This is a genomic window from Azospirillum agricola, from assembly GCF_017876095.1.
In the GTDB taxonomy this organism is placed as follows: domain Bacteria; phylum Pseudomonadota; class Alphaproteobacteria; order Azospirillales; family Azospirillaceae; genus Azospirillum; species Azospirillum agricola.
The window spans coordinates 16,527-36,929 of record NZ_JAGINM010000013.1 but is presented as its reverse complement, the minus strand read 5'-3'; the positions used below and the strand labels follow the sequence as shown (position 1 = coordinate 36,929).

Sequence of the window (20,403 nt, the reverse complement as noted above, 5' to 3'; positions counted from 1 at the left end):
CGGCGCTCTCAACGAAATTCAGTAATGGGCTTTCGGTTCGGACCGCTTACTTGGGCAGCCAGCCGAAGGTCACGAGCACGCCCGCCGTCAGCACGACCCAGAACAGCGAGAAGGGCAGGAACACCTTCCAGCCCAGCCGCATCAGCTGGTCGTAGCGGTAGCGCGGCATGGTGGCGCGGACCCAGACGAAGGTGAACAGGCACAGCGCGATCTTCAGAGCGAACCACACCACGCCCGGGATCCAGGTGAAGGGCGCGAAGGGCAGCGGCGACAGCCAGCCACCCAGGAACAGGATGGTGGTCATCGCGCTCATCAGGATCATGTTGGCGTATTCGCCAAGGAAGAAGAGCGCGAAGGGGGCCGAGCTGTATTCCACCATGAAGCCGGCGACCAGCTCCGACTCGCCTTCCGGAAGGTCGAAGGGCGAGCGGTTCGTCTCGGCCAGCGCCGAGATGAAGAACATGATGAACATCGGGAAGAGCGGGATGGCGAACCAGATGGTCTCCTGCGCCCGCACGATCTCCGTCAGGTTCAGCGAGCCGACGCAGAGCAGCACCGAGATGATGATGAGGCCCATCGAGACTTCGTAGGACACCATCTGCGCCGCCGAGCGCAGCGCGCCGAGGAAGGCGTAGCGCGAGTTCGACGCCCAGCCCGCCATCACGATGCCGTACACGCCCAGCGAGGAGATCGCGAACAGGTACAGGACGCCGACATTGATGTTCGACAGCACGACGCCGTAGTCGAACGGGATGACCGCCCAGGCGACCAGCGCCAGGAAGAAGGTGATCATCGGCGCGATGTAGAAGACGACGCGGTTGGCGCCCTCGGGAAGGATCTGCTCCTTGGCGAACAGCTTCAGGCCGTCGGCGAAGGGTTGCAGCAGGCCGAAGGGACCGACGATGGCCGGCCCCTGGCGGAGCTGCATCGCGCCCATGATCTTGCGCTCGGCGTAGGTCATGAAGGCCACGGCGACCAGCAGCGGCACCGTGATCGCCAGGATCTTCAGAACGATGATGATGAGCGGCAGCAGGAAGCCGCTGAAGAACTCAGCCATGGGTGCCAGTCCTCTCCTGGGCGGGGCCGACAAGCGCTTCCGTGCAGTTGGCCATCGTCACCGAAGCCCGGCTGATCGGGTCGGTCATGTAGAAGTTCGCGACCGGCGACACGAAGGGCGCCGCGTCGACCGGACCCTGCGCGCCGAAGGGCGCCCAGGCGGCCGGGGTGGTCTGGCCGACCGCCGCGAAGATCGGGTTCGCCGCCATCAGGCGCTGGCGGAGCTGCGTCTGCGTGTCGTAGGGCAGCGTGGCACCGACCGCTTCCGACAGGGCGCGGACGATCTTCCAGTCCTCGCGGGCCTCGCCCGGCGGGAAGGTCGCCAGACGGGCGAGCTGCGGACGGCCCTCGGTGTTGACGTACACCGCGTTCTTCTCGGTGTAGGCGGCACCCGGCAGGATCACGTCGGCGCGGTGGGCGCCGGCGTCGCCATGGTGGCCCTGATAGACCACGAAGGCCTTGCCCAGCTTCGCCGTGTCGATCTCGTCGGCGCCGAGCAGATAGACGAAGTCGATCTCGCCCTTCGACGCGCCGTCGAGGATGCCGTGGATGTCGCGACCGCCCTCGCCCGGCAGGAAGCCGGCCTCGATGCCGCCGACGCGGCCGGCGGCCGTGTGCAGCACGTTGAAGCCGGCCCAGTCGTCGCGGAACATGCCGTAGACCTCGCCGACGATGCGGGCGGCGGCCTGGACCGCGAGGCCGTCGGCGCGCTGGAAGGCGCCCATGCCGACGATCATCAGCGGGTTCTTGGCGTTGCGCAGCGTCTCGGAGAAGGCGTGGCTGCCGTCGCTGAGCTGCTGGAGAACCTCCGGCCCCGTGCCGATGTGGGCGTAGGGGTAGGTCAGGTCCTTCTGCTCGCCGATCAGCGCGATCTTGACGTTGCCGGCCAGATAGCGCTTGCGGATGCGGGCGTTGACCAGCGTGCCTTCCCAGCGCGGGTTGGTGCCGACCAGCAGGATGACGTCGGCCTTCTCGATCCCGGCGATGCCGGAATTGAACAGGTAGCCGGCGCGCACCGAGGTGTCGAAGCGGGCGCCGTCCTGGCGGCAGTCGAGGTTCGCCGAGCCCAGGCGGCCCAGCAGCTCCTTCAGCGCGAACTGCGCCTCGACGTCGGCCAGATCGCCGGAGATGGCGGCGACGCGGTTGCCCGGCAGGCCCTTCAGCTTGGCGGCGACGGCGGAGAACGCCTCGTGCCAGCCGACCGGGACAAGCTTGCCGTTCTTGCGGACGTAGGGGCGGTCGAGACGCTGGCGCTTCAGCCCGTCATAGGCGTAGCGGCTCTTGTCGCTCAGCCATTCCTCGTTGATGTCGTCGTTGACGCGCGGCAGGACGCGCATCACTTCCGAGCCGCGCGTGTCGACGCGGATGTTGCAGCCGACGGCGTCGAGCACGTCGATCGTCTCGGTCTTGCGCAGCTCCCAGGGCCGCGCCGTGAAGGCGTAGGGCTTGTGGGTCAGGGCACCCACCGGGCAGACGTCGGCGAGGTTGCCCGACAATTCCGAGCCGATGGCCTTTTCGACGAAGGTGGTGATCTCCATATGCTCGCCACGGTTCACGGCGCCCACGTCGGGGACGCCGGCCACCTCGTTGATGAAGCGGACGCAGCGGGTGCAATGGATGCAGCGGGTCATGATGGTCTTGATGACCGGACCCATATACTTGTCCTGGACGGCGCGCTTGTTCTCCAGGTAGCGGCCACGGTCGAAGCCGTAGGCCATCGCCTGGTCCTGGAGGTCGCACTCGCCGCCCTGGTCGCAGATCGGGCAATCCAGCGGATGGTTGATCAGCAGGAATTCCATGACGCCCTTGCGGGCCTTGAGCACGGTCTCGCTGTTGGTCTTGACGACCATCCCGTCGCCGCAGGGCATGGCGCAGGACGCGACCGGCTTGGGCGCGCGCTCCATCTCCACCAGGCACATGCGGCAGTTGGCCGGCACGCTGAGGCGCTCATGGTAGCAGAAGCGCGGAATCTCGATCCCCAGCTGCTCGCAAGCCTGGAGGATCGAGGTGCCCGGCTCGACCTCGATCTCGATCCCGTCGATGGTGAGTTTCGGCATGGGAACGGGAACTCCTTACTCGGCCGCCAGCGGCGCAGCGTTGCGGTAGGCCTGGATGCGCCGCTCGACTTCCGGACGGAAGTGGCGGAACAGGCCCTGGATGGGCCAGGCGGCGGCGTCGCCGAGCGCGCAGATGGTGTGGCCTTCGATCTGCTTGGTGACCTGGAGCAGGAGATCGATCTCCTCGACCCGGGCGTTGCCCGTCACCATGCGCTGCATGATGCGGCTCATCCAGCCGGTGCCCTCGCGGCACGGCGTGCACTGGCCGCAGGATTCATGCGCGTAGAAGCTCGACAGGCGGGCGATCGCCTTCACGACGTCGGTCGACTTGTCCATGACGATGACCGCCGCCGTGCCAAGGCCGGAGCGGACGTCGCGCAGGGAGTCGAAGTCCATCAGCACGGTGTCGCAGGTTTCCTTGGGCATCAGCGGCACCGAGGAGCCGCCGGGGATGACCGCCAGCAAATTGTCCCAACCGCCGCGCACGCCGCCGGCGTGACGCTCGATCAGCTCCTTCAGCGGGATGCCCATCTCCTCTTCGACGTTGCACGGCTTGTTGACGTGCCCGGAGATGCAGAAGAGCTTGGTGCCGGTGTTCTTCGGACGGCCGATGCCGGCGAACCAGCCGGCGCCGCGGCGCAGGATGGTCGGGACGACGGCGATCGACTCGACGTTGTTCACCGTGGTCGGGCAGGAATAGAGACCGGCCTGGGCCGGGAACGGCGGCTTGTTGCGCGGCTGCCCCTTCTTGCCCTCGATCGACTCGATGAGCGCGGTCTCCTCGCCGCAGATGTAGGCGCCCGCACCCCGGTGGATGTAGACGTCGTAGCTGTAGCCGGTGCCGCAGGCGTTCTTGCCGATCAGCCCCGCCGCGTACGCCTCGTCGATGGCGCGCTGGACGTTGGAGCCCTCGTTGTAGAACTCGCCGCGGATGTAGATGTAGCAGGCGCTCGCGCCGATGGCGAAACCGGCGATCAGGCAGCCTTCGATCAGCTTGTGCGGATCGTGGCGCAGGATGTCGCGGTCCTTGCAGGTGCCCGGCTCGCCCTCGTCGGCGTTGATGACGAGGTAGACCGGCTTGTCGACGACGTTCTTCGGCATGAAGGACCACTTCATGCCGGTCGAGAAGCCGGCGCCGCCGCGCCCGCGCAGGCCCGATTCCTTGACCTGCTCGATGATCCATTCGCGGCCGTTCTGCAAGATGGCGGCCGTGTTGTCCCAGTCACCACGCTTGCGGGCGGCGTCAAGACCGAAGTCCTGGAACCCGTAGAGGTTGGTGAAGATGCGGTCCTCGTCGCGAAGCATCGCGGTCTCCCCCCTCAGTCGTCGGCTTGGGTCGTGGTGAAGGCGGCCAGCGTCGTCGGTCCGCCAACGGGCTCCGACGACCGGCGGCCGATCTGCGACCCTGGCTTGGGCGTCTCCCCGCGCTTCAGCGCCTCGACGATGCCGTCGATGTGCTCCGGCGCAACGTCCTCGTAGTAGTCGTCGCCGATCTGCACAACCGGCGCGTTGACGCAGGCGCCCGAGCATTCCACCTCGCCGAGCGTGAACTGGCCGTCCGCCGTCGTCTCGCCGAGCCCGATGCCGAGCTTGTTCTTGCAGGCGTGGACGATGTCGTCCGAGCCGCGCAGCCAGCAGGGGGTCGTCGTGCAGACCTGGATGTGGTGCTTGCCGACCGGGTTCTTGTTGTACATCGTGTAGAAGGTCGCGACCTCGTACACGCGGATGCGCGGCATGCCCAGCAGGTCGGCCACGGCGTCCATGGCGACGCGCGGCAGCCAGCCGCCGTTCTGGCGCTGCGCCACGTCCAGCAGCGGCATGCAGGCGCTGGCCTGCTTGCCTTCCGGGTACTTGGCGATGATCCGCTTGGCCAGCTCCAGGTTCTCCTGGGTGAAGGCGAAGCTGGTCGGCTCGTGGCCATGCTGGTGGCCGTGATCGGAAGCGGGCGCGCTCATCGATCGATCTCTCCGAAAACGATGTCCATCGAGGCGATGTTGGCGACGGCGTCGGCCAGCATGTAGCCCTTCGACATGAAGTCCAGGCCCTGAAGATGGGCGAAGCCCGGCGCGCGGATCTTGCAGCGGTAGGGCTTGTTGGTGCCGTCGGAGACCAGATACACGCCGAACTCGCCCTTGGGCGCCTCGATGGCGGTGTAGGTCTCGCCGGCCGGAACGTGGAAGCCCTCGGTGAAGAGCTTGAAATGGTGGATCAGCGCCTCCATCGAGCGCTTCATCTCGCCGCGCGGCGGCGGCGAGACCTTGCGGTCCTCGATCTTGTAGGGGCCGTCCGGCATCTCCTTGCAGCACTGGCGGATGATGCGCAGCGACTGCCGCATCTCCTCCATGCGGACCAGATAGCGCGCCCAGCAGTCGCCGGTCAGGCCGACGGGCACGTCGAAGTCCATGCGGTCGTAGACCTCGTAGGGCTGCGACTTGCGCAGATCCCAGGCGACGCCGGAGCCGCGCAGCATCGGGCCGGTGAAGGCCCAGTCGTACGCCTGCTCCTTCGTCACCACGCCGATGTCGACGGTGCGCTGCTTGAAGATGCGGTTGTCGGTCAGCAGGTTGTCGAGGTCTTCCATGAACTTGGGGAAGCGCTCGGTGAAGGCCCAGATGTCGTCGAGCAGGCCGGCCGGCAGGTCCCAGGCGACGCCGCCGGGACGGAAATAGTTGGCGTGCAGCCGGGCGCCCGACACGCGCTCGTAGAACTCCATGAGGATTTCGCGTTCCTCGAAGCCCCACAGCGCCGGCGTGATGGCGCCGACGTCCAAGGCACCCGTCGTGATCGACAGGATGTGGTTGAGGATGCGCGTGATCTCGGAGAACAGGACGCGGATGTACTGGGCGCGCAGCGGCGCCTTGATCTGCAACAGGTTCTCGATGCCGAGCACATAGGCGTGCTCCATGCACATCGGGCTGACATAGTCGAGACGGTCGAAATAGGGGACCGCCTGGACGTAGGTCTTGTACTCGATCAGCTTCTCGGTGCCGCGGTGCAGCAGACCGATGTGCGGGTCGCAGCGCTCCACCACCTCGCCGTTCAGCTCCATCACCAGACGGAGCACGCCGTGGGCGGCCGGGTGCTGCGGACCGAAATTCATCGTGTAGGGCTTGATCTGCGTCTTGGTCGCAGGGCCCACAGGTCCGCCGGGGCCGGCCACGACGACGCCGGTCGCCGATTCGGTGGAAACGGTGGTCATGGTCACGGCGTCTTGCTCCCGTCCTGGAGGGCCGCCTTCTCGTCGCCCGGAAGCATGACGTTGGTCATGCCTTCCCACGGGCTGAGGAAGTCGAAGCTGCGGAAATCCTGCGTCAGGCGGACCGGCTCGTAGACGACGCGCTTCTGGTCCTCGTCGTAGCGGGCCTCGACGTAGCCGGTCAGCGGGAAGTCCTTGCGGAAGGGATGCCCCTCGAACCCATAGTCGGTCAGGATGCGGCGCAGGTCCGGATGACCGTCGAAGAACACGCCGTACAGGTCCCAGACCTCGCGCTCGAACCAGTTCGCCGCGCTGTAGGCGGGAACGGCCGACGGGACGGGCGTGTCCTCGTCGGTGGTCAGCTTCACGCGCATGCGGCGGTTGTGGGTGTAGCTGAGCAGCTGGTAGATGACCTCGAAGCGCTCGACGCGCTCCGGGAAATCGACCGCCGTGACGTCGGTGAGCTGCTCGAACCGGAAGGCCGGCTCGTCGCGCAGCGCCGTCAGCACCGCGACGATGGCCGGACGCTTGACCGTCACCATCAGCTCGCCGAGCTTGACCTCGACCGTCAGGACGTCGCCGCCGAGCTTCGCGGCGATGGCGTCCCCAAGTTCCTTCAACGCCTGTTCGGACATGGGTGGGACTTGCCTTCCTACTCGTCTTTAGCGGGCGATGCGGTTGCCGCGCCGGATCTTCTTCTGGAGCTGGAGGATGCCGTAGACCAGCGCCTCCGCCGTCGGCGGGCAGCCCGGAACGTAGATGTCGACCGGAACGATCCGGTCGCAGCCACGCACGACCGCGTAGGAGTAATGGTAATAGCCGCCGCCGTTGGCGCAGGATCCCATCGAGATGACCCAGCGCGGCTCCGGCATCTGGTCGTAGACCTTGCGGAGCGCGGGGGCCATCTTGTTGGTCAGCGTGCCGGCGACGATCATGCAGTCGGACTGGCGCGGGCTGGGACGCGGAATGACGCCGAAACGGTCGAGATCGTAGCGGCTCATGTAGGCGTGGATCATCTCCACCGCGCAGCAGGCCAGACCGAAGGTCATCGGCCACAGCGACCCCGTGCGGGCCCAGGCGAGCAGATCCTCGTACTTGGCGAGAACGAAGCCCTTGTCCTGGATCTCATCGGAGACGGCGCGGATGTAGGCGTCCTGTTCCGGTCCGGGCGGAATCGGCGCCAGCGGCTTGGCCACCTCTACTCCCATTCCAGAGCTCCTTTCTTCCACTCGTAAATGAAGCCGATGGTCAGGATCCCGAGGAACAGCATCATCGACCAGAAGCCGAACAGCCCGATGTCGCCCAGGGCGACGGCCCACGGGAACAGGAAGGCGACTTCGAGGTCGAAGATGATGAAGAGGATCGAGACCAGGTAGAACCGCACGTCGAACTTGGTGCGGGCGTCCTCGAACGGCTCGAAGCCGCATTCGTAGGGGGAGACCTTTTCGGCGTCCGGGTTCTTCGGGCTGATGACGTAGGACGCGCCCACCATCACCACCGCCAGCGCGATACCGATCAGCAGGAACACCAGGATCGGAAGATACTCAATGATCAGCGGAGTCGACACCGCGTTCCTCCCATAAGCCCACGGCCACGGGCGCCGTTCCGGCCGGTAAATCGGCGGAAGCGCGAGCCGTGGCAGGTATGCCTTGGATTAGCCCATCAGACGGGCCGGAATATATGCCGACTGAGTGACCAAGGAAAGCGCTTTGAATCGCTTTCCACCAAGCGGAAGGACCTATTCAAACGCATGGCTAGCCTTGGTATTACCACGCTTTTAAAGCCAGCGGAAGCCAAGACGACTGCAAAGCAAAAAAGACCCGCGAAGCGCGAGTCTTTGGTCGTTTCCGGCGATCTTCAGTAAATTTCAAAAGGAAAGTGGCGCGAGTGACGGGACTTGAACCCGCGGCCTCCGGCGTGACAGGCCGGCGCTCTAACCAACTGAGCTACACCCGCGCAGAGCGACGTTTGAAACCGGCTAACACCTTGAGGCGCTTGTCGTTTTCGAGGTCCGTGTCGGCCCCCGTCGTTCGGTGGGCGGTTTGTAGTCGGCCAGGGCACCCCCTGTCAACAGCCATTTTTCAAAAAAAAGCGGGAGGGGCTATTTTCCTTGTCCGCCCTCCCCCGCCCCGCCCGCCGCCGGCACGGCCAGACCGTTCCCGGAGCGGTCGAGCGTGGTCCGCCGCAACGCTTCGAGCCGCTCGAAAGCGGTGACCATGCCGGCCGGCAACTGGCGGTGCTCGACCGCGCTGGGGCCGCCGAAGCGGGTGAGGGTCCCTTCCAGGGCGCGGGCGAGATGCTCGGCCACGTCGAGATGCTGCTGGTCCAGCGCCAGCTCCAGCGCGGACAGGATGCGGTCGCCCAACCGGCGCTCGTTCAAGCTCATGCCACCTCCAGGAATGTCGGCGTCTCGCCGGCGTCAGGATAGCAGATGACCGACCGTTCCGCCGGGGCTTTGCGAGGCTGCGACACTCTTGCGGCGTCATCGAGCGGGGCGTCATCGAGCGGGCCGCCATTGAGCGGGATGCGTCCGGCGCGCCCGCGTGGCATAGTCGGGGCATGCACCGGCACCGATTCCCGACGCTCCCTCGCCTCCGGTCCCTTCCGTGGATCGTCCCGCCCCTGGTCGCCGCCATGGCGTTCCCTGCCCTCGGGGCCAGCGTCTCGGCCGGACAGGCCGAGGCCAAGGAGGTCGCGAAGTCGCAGGGCAACTGCACCCCGGCCAAGGTCGAGGTGATGCGCTACACGATGGGCCGCGAGGGGCAGACCGTCTTCAAGGTCGGCTGCACCGAGGACAAGGAGGCCTTCGTCCTGGTCCAGTGCCGCGCCCGGATCTGCACACTTCTCCGATAGGAGAATTCACCGGTTGTTAAGGACGTTGGCGCGCAATAGCCGGGATCGCGCGGCGGGCGGGATCGCGCATCGGCGCAGCCACGGGGGGCGGAACGTGAACGGGGCAACGGCAGGACACCGGCGAAACGCGGGGCGACCGTTCCGGTCGGCGCCGATTCTCGCTTTCGCCGCCCTCGCCGCCGTGGCGGTCGGCGGATGCTCCTCGCCGCCTCCTTTGGTGCCCTCCCTGATCGGCGCGGACATCATCACGCTCAACGCGACCAAGAAGACCATCGGCGACCACATCGTGTCGGCCGCCACCGGGCGCGACTGCTCGGTGATCTCCTTCACGGAAACCGGCGACTATTGCCCCGACAAGGTGGTGGTCGACCGCTCGCGCGTTTATTGTTACCGGACGCTGGCCGACGTGGAATGCCACCACATCCCCGACCCCTACAAGAACGGCCACACCGCGCTCGCCAGCCCGCCGCCGGACATCCGGACGGTGCCCCGCAGGAAGGGCTGGTTCGACGAGTGAGGGCGGCCGCGCTCAGCGGACCTTCTTCGCCACGAACGCCTTGGCGATCGCCATCATCGCCTTCTCATGGGTGACGCCGCCCTGCCCACTCCCCTGCCCGCTCCCCTGGCCACCGGAAGCGCGCGCGGCGCCGCCCGGCTGGGCGCCGGCCTGACGGGCGGCGGGCGCCTGCGGCGCGCCCCCGTCATCCTCACGCCCCAACCGGTCGAGCAGGCTTTCCAGCGCGTCGCGGCTGAGGCCGGAGGCCGACGGGCGGGCACCACCCGCCGCGGCCCCGCCGCGAGCCCGCGCGGCTCCGCCGCCGGACGCCGCCGGACGCGCCGCCCGCTCGATGGCGGCGGCGGCGATGGCTTTCAAAAAGGGCTGGGCGATGCCGCGCAGCAGGTCGGGATCCTCCGCCGCCCACGCCATCAGAAGCTTCTGCGCGTTGGTCCGGCTGCCCCTGGCCGCCATGATCGCCTCGCGCACCTTGCCGTCGACATAGGAATTGCTCATCGTCCGTCCGTCTCCGCCAAAAAGCCGCTTCACGAATCGCTGGAGGCCGCGAATCCGGCGCCGCGATCAAGGCGACTGTCCGTCCGTATCGGTTAACAAAGAGTTGCCCGAAAAAGATCCCTCGGAGATAGTGTGGGAATGCTGATCGAAACCTTCGCCGATCTGACCTGCCCCTGGTGCTACATCGGCAAGCGCCGGCTGGCCCGCGCGCTGGACCAGCGGCCGGGGCTTCGCGCCGACATCCGCTGGCAGCCCTTTCAGCTCAACCCGGACATGCCCCCCGGCGGCATGGGGCGCGCCGATTACCTCGCCGCCAAGTTCGGCGGCGCCGAGCGCGCCCGGCAGATCCACCGGGTGGTCGAGGAGACGGCGGAGCGCGACGGCCTGCCCCTGGCGCTCGACCGCATCCAGCGGACTCCCAACAGCTTCGACGCCCACCGGCTGATCCGCATCGCCGGACGGCGCGGCCTGGGCAACCCGATGGCCGACACGCTGTTCGCGGCCTACTTCATGGAAGGCGTGGACATCGGCGACCGCGACGCGCTGGCGGCGACGGCGGAACGGCTCGGGCTGGACGGCGCCGAGATCCGGCATCTGCTCGGCACCGACGCGGAAGCCGCGTCGGTCCACGCCGCCGACTCCCTGGCGCGCCAGATGGGGTTGCAGGCGGTGCCCTGCTACATCTTCAACCGGCGCTACGCCCTGTCGGGCGCGCAGGAGCCGGCGAGCTTCCTGCCGCTTCTCGACCTCGGCAACGAGGAACCGGAGAATCTGTCGGTGGTGGCCGGCTGAGGGCAGCCGCTCCATCGCGCCGCCACACACACCGGACCCGCGAGTCGGGCGGCCATCCGCCGCGTGGGAACCCATCCTCCGGAAACGACTAAGCCCCGCACGAGGCGGGGCTTAAGTCATTGAACCGGTTGGCGTCCCCGACGGGATTCGAACCCGTGTCGCCGCCGTGAAAGGGCGGTGTCCTAGGCCTCTAGACGACGGGGACGTCGTTCGCGGTGACGCGCTTTCTAAAGATCATGGCCCGGTCGCGCAAGCGCTTTTTTGCACGAACGGTTTCTTTTTTCCGCCACCCGCCCGAACGCCTCCGGTCAGGCCGAGCGGGCCGGCGCCGCGTCGTCGATCAGGAGCTGGACGCCCTCCGATCCGTTCCAGCGGTCGATGCGCAGGATGCCGGCGATGTGGAACGGCGTGCCGCGCCCGTTCAGCAGCCCCTGCCCCAGCTCGTTGTCCAGCGCCCGGAAGGCGATGGCCTTCAGGCGGGCCCCGTCGTTGCCCTGGAGGATGCAGCGCACATGGTTGGCGCCCACCACGTCGGCCCGCACCACGCGGGCGTCGGCGATGGCGAAGCGCGGCTCGGCGTTGCCCGTCCCGTAGGGGCCGAGCGTGTTCAGCGTGCCCACCAGCGCGGGCGTCGCCCCCCCCACCGACAGCGCCCCGTCCAGTTCCAGCGTCGGGACCAGCGGCGCCGCCGCGAGCTGCTCGGCGACCCTCGTGGTCAGGAAGTCGCGCAGCGCTTCCAGCCGCTCACCCGCCACGGTGAAGCCGGCCGCCATCCGGTGGCCGCCGCCGCCGATCAGCAGCCCCTCCTGCCGGGCGGCGATCACCGCCGCCCCGAGATCGACCCCGCGCACCGAACGGCCCGACGCCTTGCCGATCACCGTGCCGTCGGCCTGCTCCTCCAGCGCGACGACACAGGCCGGGCGGCTGTAGCGCTCCTTCAGGCGGGCGGCGACGATGCCGATCACGCCGGGGTGCCACCCCTCCCCGGCGACGAAGACCAGTTCCGCCGCGCGGCCCGATTCCGCCGCCACCCGCTCCAGGGCGTCCTCCAGCACCGCCTGCTCGACGGCGCGGCGCTCGGCGTTGTGCGCCTCCAGCTTCTGGGCCAGCTCCATTGCCTCGATCGGGTCGTCGGTGGACAGCAGGCGGGCGCCGAGATCCGAGGCGCCGACCCGCCCGCCGGCGTTGACCCGTGGTCCCAGCACGAAGCCGGCCTGGTAGGCGTCCGGCTTCTCCTTCACGCCCGCCACGTCGGCCAGCGCCGCGAGGCCGGGATTGCCGCGCCGCGCCATCACCTTCAGCCCCTGCGCCACCAGCGCGCGGTTCAGCCCGGTCAGCGGCACCACGTCGCACACCGTTCCCAGCGCCACGAGATCCAGCCAGTCCATCAGCTTCGGCTCGTCCCGCCCCTGGTAGAAGCCGGACTGGCGCAGGGCGCGGTTCACCGCGACGATGGTGATGAAGGTGACCCCGGCGGCGCAGAGCGTGCGGTAGGCGCCGTCCTCGTCCAGCCGGTTCGGGTTGACCAGCGCCACCGCCGGGGGCAGGCGCGGCTCGGCGGCGTGATGGTCGAGCACCACCACGTCGAGGCCCGCCCCGGCCGCCGCCTCCAGCGCCGCGAAGGCGGAAATGCCGCAATCGACCGTCACCGCCAGCCGGATGCCCTCCGCCTTCAGGCGCAGCAGGGCCGGCGCGTTGGGGCCGTAGCCCTCCTTGATGCGGTCGGGAACATAGACCCGCAACTCCGCCCCGACCGAACGGAAGAAGCGGCGCAGCAGCGCGGCGGAGGTGGCGCCGTCGACGTCGTAGTCGCCGAACACGGCGACCGGCTCCCCCGTGCGGATCGCATGGGCGATGCGCTCCGCCGCCGGGTCCATGTCGCGGAAACGCGAGGGATCGGGCAGCAGCGCCTTCAGGGTCGGGTTGAGGAAACCGTCGCAGACCTCCTCCGTCACCCCGCGCGCGGTCAGAATGCGGCCGACGATCTCCGGCAGGCCGCGCGTCTGCGCCAGGGCCAGGGCCAGCCGTTCGTCGCAGGGCCGCGCCTGCCAGCGCTTGCCGGACAGGGAGTGGGCGACGTTCAGGAAAGCGGCGGCGGTGTCGGTCATGATCGGAGAGGACTCGGCTGCTTGAACAGGGGCAAGCCATAGCAGAGAAGCGCCCATCCCGCCCAGCCCCGGGGGCGCCCGGCCATCCGTCGGCGCCACCTCTCAGCGGCCGCCCTCGGCCCCGCCGCCCCGTCCACCCGGCGGACCGCCGCCACGGGAACCGACGCCCCTTCCGCCGCGCGGCCCGCCGCCATGGCCCCACCCGCCCGAGAGGCCCGGGCCCGCCGGGCTGCCGCGCGCGCCGTCACGGTCGCCCCCTCCGGCCGGCTTGCCGTGTCCACCGCCATTGGGGCCGCCGCCATTGGGGCCGCCACCATTGGGGCCGCCAAAAGGCCCATCCGGCCCGCGTCCCATTCCGCGCTCTCCATCCCGGTGGTCCATCTCGCCCGGGTTCAGCCCCTCCGGCGGACCGAAGCCCGGCATCCCGTTTCCTGGCGGACCATCCCGCCGCATCCCCTCGCGCGCCAGCCCGGCGGCGCGGGCGGACGGATCCGCGCCGGGAGCCACGGTGCCGCCCAGGCTCGGGGCGCGGAAGGATCGCGAGTCGCGCAGGCCACCCCCCGCCCCCACCCCGCTGTCGATCACCACGCGGCGGCCCTCCGACGTTCCCGCGCGCACCTCGTCCCCATTCCCGTCTGCCACGCGCCCGTCGTCGTCGACGAAGGTCTCGACCGACAGGGCGCCGACGCTGTCGCCGAAGGGATTGAAGGGATCCGGCGCGACCGACAGCGCCAGGGTGAGGACCGCGCCCGGCCCGGCAACGCGGACCATGCTGCCGGCGGGCGGCAGCGCGGCGTCCGTCACGGTCCGCGACAGGGTGAGCCCGGCGACCGTCAGCGCCGTCGGCGACACGGCGTCGAGCCGGCCGCGCAGCAGCCAGCCATGCGCGTCGCTCCAGCCGTCGACGCGGCTGGCGTCGATGGTTCCGTCGGCCCGGCGCAGCCCCGACACGGCGACCCAGGCGCCGGGGCGCAGGGCGTCGCGCCCCTCCGCGTCCGCCGCGTCGATCCGCTGCCCGAGCACGATGGCCGTCATCCCCTCCAGCCGTTCGACCGGCCCGGCGACGGCGTAGCGCACGTCGAGGCTGCGCGCCTCCAGCCCCGTCGGCCCGCCGGCCGCCGCCTTCATCGCCACCAGATGACCGATCCGGACGGCCGCCGTGTCCACCGCCCGCCCCTCGATCCTCACGACGGCGCTTGCCGGCAGATCGACCCGCAGGCCGTTGACCCACACGCTGCCGAAGGCGGTGACGGTGCCGACGATTCCGGTGCCGCCGATGCCGCGATCGCTCACCGCGATCCCGGTGCCGCCGATGCCGCGGTCGGCGACGCCCGCCTCGCGGCCCCCGCCGGCGCAGGCCGCGATCAGCAGGAGAAGGGACAGGATCAGGGAGCGGCGGCCGGTGATCACGGCGCGGCCCCGTCTTCCCCGCCCTCACCGGAACCGCCTTCGGGCGCGTGACGGGCGCCGGGGGGCGCGCCGGGGATGCCGTCCGGAGCGTCGTAGGCGTAGAGACCGGCGGTGAAACGGTGATGGGCGTCCGCCCTGCCCTCGTCGCGGTCGGCCAGTTCCATGGCGAAGCGGTTCAGACGGACCAGCATGTCCATCCCCGCCCGCTCCGCCTCGATCCGCAGGGCCGCCACCGATGCAGGGGTCAACCCGTCATGAAACATGGCCCGCTCCAGGAAGGGCGGCGCGCCGCCCGCCAGATTGTGCCCGGCCGCGGCGACATGGTCGGCCAGATTGCGGCCGAAATAATAAGCCAGCTTGTCGACGTCGCCACGCGGCAAATGGGCCGACACCACAAGGTGCAGCAGCCCGTCGCTCCGCTCCTCCACCAGCCCCGCATAGAGCAGCTCGTCGAGCAGCGCGCGGGGCCGGATGTCCTTGCTGACCCCGGTCACCAGCGTCTCGAAAGCCGCCTCGCCCTCCGCCGAGCCGGCGCGAGGCAAGGGGCGCGGCCGGCCATCGGCGTCCCGGTAGCCGTCATGGCCGAGCCAGCGCCCGAGAACCTGGGCGCCCAGCGACGGCGACGACGAGGCCACGGATTCGGCCGACGGGGCCTTGCCGCGCAGCTGGCTGACATCCTTGCGGTGGACCCCGGTCAACAGGGTGATGCGGCTGTCGGTCATCGGCTTGTCGGGCAGCGCGAAGTCGCGTTCCGCCACCTCGACATACACCCCCTTCATCAGACCCGACAGCATCGGCCACGGGATCCCGAAATGGATCAGCGCCCGCACCAGCGGCGCCAGCACCCGCCTGAGCGCCACCAGCACCGTCGGCGGCGGTGACGCGAGCGGAGTGGCGCCCTTTCCGGACGGGTGGTGGGGATCGGGGCTGCGGGTCGGCACGAACCAGGCACTCCGGGCAGGCGCCACGGCGGCGGTGACCGTGGGAGATTTGCCCACAATAACGCGGATCCCCCAAAAGTGAACGGCGATTCCGCTTGATGTGGGATTTTTTCCCACGCATCATGGTCGAACAGATCGGGCCATGCCCCACGCCGCTTGAACAACCGAGTCCAAGGAGAAACCTGGATGGGCCGTGACGACACCGCCGTCCCGCCGGGCGCGCTTTCGCCCTACGACGCCGCCGCGCCGACATCGACCGTGGCGCTGCTGCGCGACCGTCTGGGCGACCAGCTGGTGTCCCTGTCGGCCGACCGCGGCGTGGACGGGACGGCGCCGCGCCGGGCGGGCTTCGGAGGGACGGGATTCTCGTCGTTGCAGTCGTGAGGGCGGCGCCGAACCGCCGCGGGGCCGGACCGGCCGAAGCCCCTTCCCCACCCCGTTTTTCCCCTTCCACCGGACAGCGAGCCCTTGCCATGGCGCCGCAGCTTCCCCCCAAGGCCACGCCGTCGCCCCCTTTCCTGGCCGGGGCCGGCGCGGTCGGCGTGCTCGCCAACGGTCTGGTCCTCTGCGCCCCGCTCTACGCCGCGCCGATGTACGACTGGCTGCGCGAGGACCGGAGCAGCGCCGGCCCACTGGTCCTCGCGGCGGCCGCGCTGGGCCTCTTCGGCGTCCACACGCTGCTGAACGCCATGCACGCGCGACGGGACGCGGCGTGGCGGTTCGACGCCCTGTGGATACCGCCCTATCTGCTGGCTCTCGCCTTCCTCCACCCGATCCTGGGCGCGATGGCGGTGGCGGGCGTGGCCGCGCTCGCCGCGCTGATCGCGGCCGACGAACTGAGCGCCCCGTCGCCCTGGAGCGCGGGCGGGCGGGAGAGCCGGCCATGGACCGCCGATCCCTTCGGTCCGGCCGACGCCTTCCACACCGGGCTGCGCTTCTGCGGCGTGGTGTATCAGGCCCTGATCCTGGGCGCCGGGGCGGCGCTGGTGCTCCACGACACGCTGGCACCCGGGCCGTTCGCCGGCGCCGCGCTGATCGCCGTCGCGACGATGCGGACCGCGGTGCGGGTGACCGCCGCGTGGCGGACCCGGCCGGCCGCCGGCACCGTCTGATCCGGCGCCGTCACAGGCATTTCGACAGGACCAGCGGCTTTTCCGGGGAATAGGGCGGGCGCTCCGCGCGGGTCAGGATGGCGTCGGTGAAACGGTCCTCCAGGAACAGGACCAGACCGTCGGACCGGAGCTGCGTCGAGGCCGAATCGCCGGACGGCCCCGTGTTGACCAGCAGCCGGTTGCCGACGGCGAGCACCCAGTTGACCGGCGAGCCGAACAGGGTGCGCGGCCCCACCCGCATCAGGCGCCCGCCGCCGAGCCGCAAGGCGCTGCAATCCGCCGCCCAGTCGCCCTGGAACAGCCAGGGAATCTCCGGCTGGGACCGCGCCGCCACCCAGTCGCGCGGCAGGGTCCGCGAGGCCGGCGGCAACGCCGTCCCGGCCGTGGGCGGCGGAGCCGGGTTGGAGGACGGCGGCCGCGCCGCCGTCAGCGTGTGCAGACCGATCAACGCCAGCCCCATCAGCGGCAGGACCACCGCCACAACGGCAAGCTTGGCCGCCATGGGAAGACGGCCCAGCTCCCGGCCCAGCGGCCTGAAGACGGCGGGACCCGACGGCGAGGGCTGCGAACGCCCGGCGAAGCTCAGGAAATCCTTGCGTTCGTAAACATTCTTGATCGGGTCGTAGATCTCGACCGCGACCTTGACCTCTTCCCTGCCGCCGGCGATCCGCGCCACCACGGCGGCGGCGGCGGCCATCGACGGCAAACCGACCGTCAGGCGCCAGCGGTTGTTCCGCACCTGGAGGGCGAAATCGAGAGGGGGGTCTTGCTGGTCGCTCACGGCGGCTTCGAGAAAGGATGCGACGCTTGCGGAACGCGCCCGGCACGGCGGCCGGGCGCGGGAGCGAGCCTACATCAGGAGGCGATTCGCCGGACACTCTTTTCCCCGGAGACAGCCGGGGAGGACGGCCGGGTACGGCGTCACGGCTTGTGGCCACCCGCATCCGGGGCGCGGTGGGCGGGGGCCGCCTCGCCGGCTCCCTGGACATCGACCTGCACCGTGGCCGCGCCGGCCTTCTCGAAGACGAGCGTCAACGGGAAGCTCCTGCCCTTGACCAGGGGCTGCTTCAGGCCGAGCAGCATGACGTGGAGACCGCCGGGCGCCAGCGCGGCCGGCGAACCGGGCGTCACCTCGATGGCGTTCACCGGACGCATCTTCATGACGCCGTTGTCCATCAGGTGGGTGTGCAGTTCCGCCTTCTCGGCGACCGGGGTGGAGGCGGACAGCAGGCGGTCGCCGTCCGGGCCGACGCTGTTCAGCACGAAATAAGCGGCCCCGTTGGGCGCGGACGGAGCGGTGGCGCGCGCCCAGGGGTGGTCGATCGCGATGGGGCCGGCCTTGTAGTCGTGCGCCAGGGCGCCGCCGGTCCCGAACAGGAACAGGGCGGCGGTAACGCGAAGCAGGCGGTTCATGGTGTTTTCCTCGGATACGGATCTCGGACAGGCGCGGACAAGCCGGACGGGACGCCGATACCGGCGCCGGTCGGCACGGTCAGGCGGTTGCCGGAGGCGCCCGCGCCCGGAGCGTGAACAGGAACCGGCCGGTGGCCACCGGCTCGCCGCCCCGCTCCCCGGTCCCGCAAGACACGGGATCGGCCGGCACGGACAAGGCGGCCGGCGCCGCCACGGCCAGAGCGCCGGCCAGCGGGCAGAGCGAGCAGGACGGCGCCGCCCTGCCGGTCCCGGAATCGGTCGGATCGTGGGGAGCCTTGCGGCCGTCCAGCGCCACGCTCCGGAAGCCGTCCGGCGTGCAGATGACGATCTCGGCGGCGTCGGCGGTGGAAGGCGCCATCCAGACCGGCATCCAGGCCCAGGCGACGAGCTGGAGCAGCAGCGCGGCCGCACCGGCCAGAAGGCCGGCCGGGCGTGCCCGCCGCGTCGCGTTCCGATGCCCGACCATGCCGCCCCTCACCTCGCCACCGCCCGCCTTCCCGCCATCGCCCCGACGACGCGCCGGAGAATACCCCAGAGCCGCGCACGGAGAACGCGGCATTTTCACCGGCCCGCCACGCCGCGGAAGAAATATGCGGGCGTGAAAAGCGGGTGGTCATGAAAAGGGCGCCGGCGGAAGGACCGCCGGCGCCCCGTCACACCACTGCGGGTGGCACCCGCTCCCCGCCGATCAGCTCAGCGGGATCGCCACGAAGCGGAGGTCGCCCTTGCGGTCGACCAGCAGCAGCACCGACTTGCGGCTCTGCTCCTTGGCCTTCTGCACCTTGGCGGTCACGTCCTCGGGCTTGCGGACCTCTTCCTGGCCGACTTCGAGGATGACGTCGCCGGCCTTCAGGCCCTTCTCGGCGGCCGTGGAGTTGCCCGTCACCTCGGTGATGACCACGCCCTTCAGCTCGGGCTTGATCTCGTGCTGCTGGCGCAGCTCCGGGGTGATGTTGGTCAGCTTCATGCCCAGCGTCTCGGTCGGCTTCTGCGCCGGGGCCTTGTCCTTGGGAGCCTGCTTGTCCTCCGGACCGGCGGCGAGCAGCCCCTGCTCCTCGGCGGCCTCCAGCTCGCCGACCTTGACCTGGATGGTCTGGGTCTTGCCCTTGCGCCACACCTCGACCGGGACGGCCTTGTCGATGGAGGTCTCGGCGACGACGCGCGGCAGGCGGCGCATCTCGTTGATTTCCTTGCCGTCGAACTTGATCACCACGTCGCCGGCCTGGATGCCCGACTTGGCGGCCGGGCCGTCCGGCGTGACCGAGGCGACGAGCGCGCCCTTGTGGGCCGGCAGGCCGAGGCTCTCGGCGATCTCCGGCGTCACCGCCTGGATGCGCACGCCCAGCCAGCCGCGGCGGGTCTTGCCGTACTCCTTGAGCTGCGCGACGACCTGCTTGGCGAGGTTCGACGGGATGGCGAAGCCGATGCCGACCGAGCCGCCCGACGGCGAGAAGATCGCCGTGTTGATGCCGATGACCTCGCCGTTCAGGTTGAACATCGGGCCGCCGGAATTGCCGCGGTTGATCGAGGCGTCGGTTTGCAGGAAATCGTCATACGGGCCGGCGTCGATGTTGCGCTGGCGGGCCGAGATGATGCCGGCCGTCACCGAGCCGCCCAGCCCGAACGGGTTGCCGATCGCCAGCACCCAGTCGCCGACGCGCATGGCGTCGCTGTCGCCGAAGGGGACGGCGACCAGCGGGTGGCTGGTCTTGATCTTCAGCAGGGCGAGGTCGGTCTTGGCGTCGCGGCCGACCAGCTCCGCCTTGATGTTGGTGTCGTCCTGGAGGATGACGGTGATCTCGTCGGCGTCCTGGACGACGTGGTTGTTGGTGACGACGTAGCCGTTCTTGGCGTCGATGACGAAGCCCGAGCCGAGCGAGGTCGCCTTGCGCTGCGGCTGGTCCTGCTGCTGCTGGCGGTCGAAGAAGTCGCGGAAGAAATCCTCGAAGGGCGAGCCGGGCGGGAACTGCGGCATCTCCGGACGCTGGCCGGGTTGGCGCTGCGGCGCCGCCTGGCTGGTCGAGATGTTGACGACCGCCGGCAGCAGCTTCTCGGCCAGATCGGCGAAGCTGCCGGGGGCGGAGCGCGGCGCCGCCGCCTGCGCCAGCGCCGCGCCGGGCGCGCCGGCCACGACCGTGGAGGCGGCGGTCAGCGCCAGCAGGAGAGCGGCGATCATGGGACGGACGCCCGCCTTCCGGCCGCCCGCGCGACCGTGAGCGCGGTCGAAGGCCGCCGCGGCGGGTTCGGTGTTGTGGGTGCTCATCGACTCTGCTCTCCCTGCCGGATCGCCGGCCTTAGGCTTGGGCGGCGGAGTCCGGATCTGTGTAGACCGGTCCAGTGTTGGGCCAGGAGTATGGCCGCAAAATGGCGCGGCGGTCCAGACGACGCGTGAGGAACTTTTGGTCGCGGACGTCATAGGCCGGGTCCGGCAG

Annotated in this window: 22 protein-coding genes and 2 tRNA genes; 5 read left to right on the top strand and 19 right to left on the bottom strand. The window is 69.8% G+C overall.

The genetic code is table 11. The features are described from left to right. Positions 1–46 precede the first annotated feature (46 nt). The 10 genes from nuoH to J2847_RS19420 all read right to left on the bottom strand — a co-directional run bounded on the left by nuoH (position 47) and on the right by J2847_RS19420 (position 8,695). Positions 47–1,057: an NADH-quinone oxidoreductase subunit NuoH gene (gene nuoH, locus J2847_RS19465; RefSeq protein ID WP_085554821.1), complete on the bottom strand. Its 1,011-nt coding sequence runs from the start codon at positions 1,055–1,057 to the stop codon at positions 47–49. Next, on the bottom strand, positions 1,050–3,113 hold the full coding sequence (gene nuoG, locus J2847_RS19460) for an NADH-quinone oxidoreductase subunit NuoG (RefSeq protein WP_209780524.1): 2,064 nt from the start codon (positions 3,111–3,113) through the stop codon (positions 1,050–1,052). The genes nuoH and nuoG overlap by 8 nt, the downstream gene beginning before the upstream one ends. Before the next feature lie 15 nt (positions 3,114–3,128). Then, complete coding sequence (gene nuoF, locus J2847_RS19455; RefSeq protein WP_209780523.1) at positions 3,129–4,418, bottom strand: NADH-quinone oxidoreductase subunit NuoF; 1,290 nt, start codon at positions 4,416–4,418, stop codon at positions 3,129–3,131. Between the two features lie 14 nt (positions 4,419–4,432). Further along, positions 4,433–5,068: an NADH-quinone oxidoreductase subunit NuoE gene (nuoE, locus tag J2847_RS19450; protein ID WP_085554824.1), complete on the bottom strand. Its 636-nt coding sequence runs from the start codon at positions 5,066–5,068 to the stop codon at positions 4,433–4,435. After that, the gene (locus tag J2847_RS19445; RefSeq protein WP_233474657.1) at positions 5,065–6,213 is read right to left on the bottom strand and encodes an NADH-quinone oxidoreductase subunit D; all 1,149 of its coding nucleotides are present in this window, start codon (positions 6,211–6,213) and stop codon (positions 5,065–5,067) included. Before J2847_RS19445 ends, nuoE begins: the two co-directional genes overlap by 4 nt. A gap of 101 nt (positions 6,214–6,314) precedes the next feature. Continuing rightward, entirely contained in the window at positions 6,315–6,944 is a 630-nt protein-coding gene (locus J2847_RS19440) for an NADH-quinone oxidoreductase subunit C (RefSeq protein ID WP_085554826.1), read from the bottom strand. A 27-nt stretch (positions 6,945–6,971) separates the two neighbouring features. Next, entirely contained in the window at positions 6,972–7,517 is a 546-nt protein-coding gene (locus tag J2847_RS19435; protein ID WP_179166169.1) for a NuoB/complex I 20 kDa subunit family protein, read from the bottom strand. Continuing rightward, positions 7,508–7,876: an NADH-quinone oxidoreductase subunit A gene (locus J2847_RS19430; RefSeq protein WP_085554828.1), complete on the bottom strand. Its 369-nt coding sequence runs from the start codon at positions 7,874–7,876 to the stop codon at positions 7,508–7,510. The genes J2847_RS19435 and J2847_RS19430 overlap by 10 nt, the downstream gene beginning before the upstream one ends. A gap of 312 nt (positions 7,877–8,188) precedes the next feature. Next, a tRNA-Asp gene (locus tag J2847_RS19425) sits at positions 8,189–8,265 on the bottom strand. Positions 8,266–8,410: 145 nt separating this feature from the next. Further along, positions 8,411–8,695: a hypothetical protein gene (locus J2847_RS19420; protein ID WP_233474638.1), complete on the bottom strand. Its 285-nt coding sequence runs from the start codon at positions 8,693–8,695 to the stop codon at positions 8,411–8,413. 248 nt (positions 8,696–8,943) lie between these two features. Here J2847_RS19420 and J2847_RS19415 point away from each other — a divergent pair, with 248 nt between their 5' ends. Both J2847_RS19415 and J2847_RS19410 read left to right on the top strand, forming a co-directional pair. Next, entirely contained in the window at positions 8,944–9,162 is a 219-nt protein-coding gene (locus J2847_RS19415) for a hypothetical protein (protein WP_209780521.1), read from the top strand. Between the two features lie 217 nt (positions 9,163–9,379). Beyond that, entirely contained in the window at positions 9,380–9,679 is a 300-nt protein-coding gene (locus J2847_RS19410; protein ID WP_223677748.1) for a hypothetical protein, read from the top strand. Positions 9,680–9,691: 12 nt separating this feature from the next. Here J2847_RS19410 and J2847_RS19405 read toward each other — a convergent pair whose 3' ends face one another. Beyond that, entirely contained in the window at positions 9,692–10,174 is a 483-nt protein-coding gene (locus tag J2847_RS19405) for a hypothetical protein (RefSeq protein WP_209780520.1), read from the bottom strand. Positions 10,175–10,312: 138 nt separating this feature from the next. Between J2847_RS19405 and J2847_RS19400 the strand changes: the two genes are divergently transcribed. Then, on the top strand, positions 10,313–10,966 hold the full coding sequence (locus J2847_RS19400; protein ID WP_209780519.1) for a DsbA family oxidoreductase: 654 nt from the start codon (positions 10,313–10,315) through the stop codon (positions 10,964–10,966). A gap of 129 nt (positions 10,967–11,095) precedes the next feature. Here J2847_RS19400 and J2847_RS19395 read toward each other — a convergent pair. The 4 genes from J2847_RS19395 to J2847_RS19380 all read right to left on the bottom strand — a co-directional run bounded on the left by J2847_RS19395 (position 11,096) and on the right by J2847_RS19380 (position 15,425). Then, a tRNA-Glu gene (locus tag J2847_RS19395) sits at positions 11,096–11,171 on the bottom strand. A 103-nt stretch (positions 11,172–11,274) separates the two neighbouring features. After that, the gene (recJ, locus tag J2847_RS19390; protein ID WP_209780518.1) at positions 11,275–13,074 is read right to left on the bottom strand and encodes a single-stranded-DNA-specific exonuclease RecJ; all 1,800 of its coding nucleotides are present in this window, start codon (positions 13,072–13,074) and stop codon (positions 11,275–11,277) included. A 102-nt stretch (positions 13,075–13,176) separates the two neighbouring features. Then, complete coding sequence (locus J2847_RS19385; protein WP_209780517.1) at positions 13,177–14,484, bottom strand: DUF5666 domain-containing protein; 1,308 nt, start codon at positions 14,482–14,484, stop codon at positions 13,177–13,179. Then, complete coding sequence (locus J2847_RS19380) at positions 14,481–15,425, bottom strand: DUF6502 family protein (RefSeq protein ID WP_209780516.1); 945 nt, start codon at positions 15,423–15,425, stop codon at positions 14,481–14,483. Before J2847_RS19380 ends, J2847_RS19385 begins: the two co-directional genes overlap by 4 nt. 186 nt (positions 15,426–15,611) lie before the next feature. Here J2847_RS19380 and J2847_RS19375 point away from each other — a divergent pair, with 186 nt between their 5' ends. Both J2847_RS19375 and J2847_RS19370 read left to right on the top strand, forming a co-directional pair. Beyond that, entirely contained in the window at positions 15,612–15,809 is a 198-nt protein-coding gene (locus J2847_RS19375) for a hypothetical protein (RefSeq protein WP_209780515.1), read from the top strand. A gap of 89 nt (positions 15,810–15,898) precedes the next feature. Next, positions 15,899–16,537, top strand: coding sequence for a hypothetical protein (locus J2847_RS19370; RefSeq protein ID WP_209780514.1), 639 nt, complete (start codon positions 15,899–15,901; stop codon positions 16,535–16,537). A gap of 10 nt (positions 16,538–16,547) precedes the next feature. On the opposite strand, the gene J2847_RS19365 is transcribed toward J2847_RS19370, so the two are convergent. The 4 genes from J2847_RS19365 to J2847_RS19350 all read right to left on the bottom strand — a co-directional run bounded on the left by J2847_RS19365 (position 16,548) and on the right by J2847_RS19350 (position 20,147). After that, on the bottom strand, positions 16,548–17,318 hold the full coding sequence (locus J2847_RS19365; protein WP_209780513.1) for a hypothetical protein: 771 nt from the start codon (positions 17,316–17,318) through the stop codon (positions 16,548–16,550). 140 nt (positions 17,319–17,458) lie between these two features. Next, positions 17,459–17,950, bottom strand: a complete 492-nt coding sequence (locus J2847_RS19360; RefSeq protein ID WP_085554836.1) for a copper chaperone PCu(A)C — start codon at positions 17,948–17,950, stop codon at positions 17,459–17,461. A 79-nt stretch (positions 17,951–18,029) separates the two neighbouring features. Then, positions 18,030–18,437 carry a DUF2946 family protein gene (locus tag J2847_RS19355; protein ID WP_085554837.1) on the bottom strand — a complete coding sequence of 136 codons (408 nt, stop codon included), beginning with the start codon at positions 18,435–18,437 and terminating at the stop codon, positions 18,030–18,032. 222 nt (positions 18,438–18,659) lie between these two features. Continuing rightward, positions 18,660–20,147, bottom strand: a complete 1,488-nt coding sequence (locus J2847_RS19350; protein ID WP_209780512.1) for a DegQ family serine endoprotease — start codon at positions 20,145–20,147, stop codon at positions 18,660–18,662. Positions 20,148–20,403 lie beyond the last annotated feature (256 nt).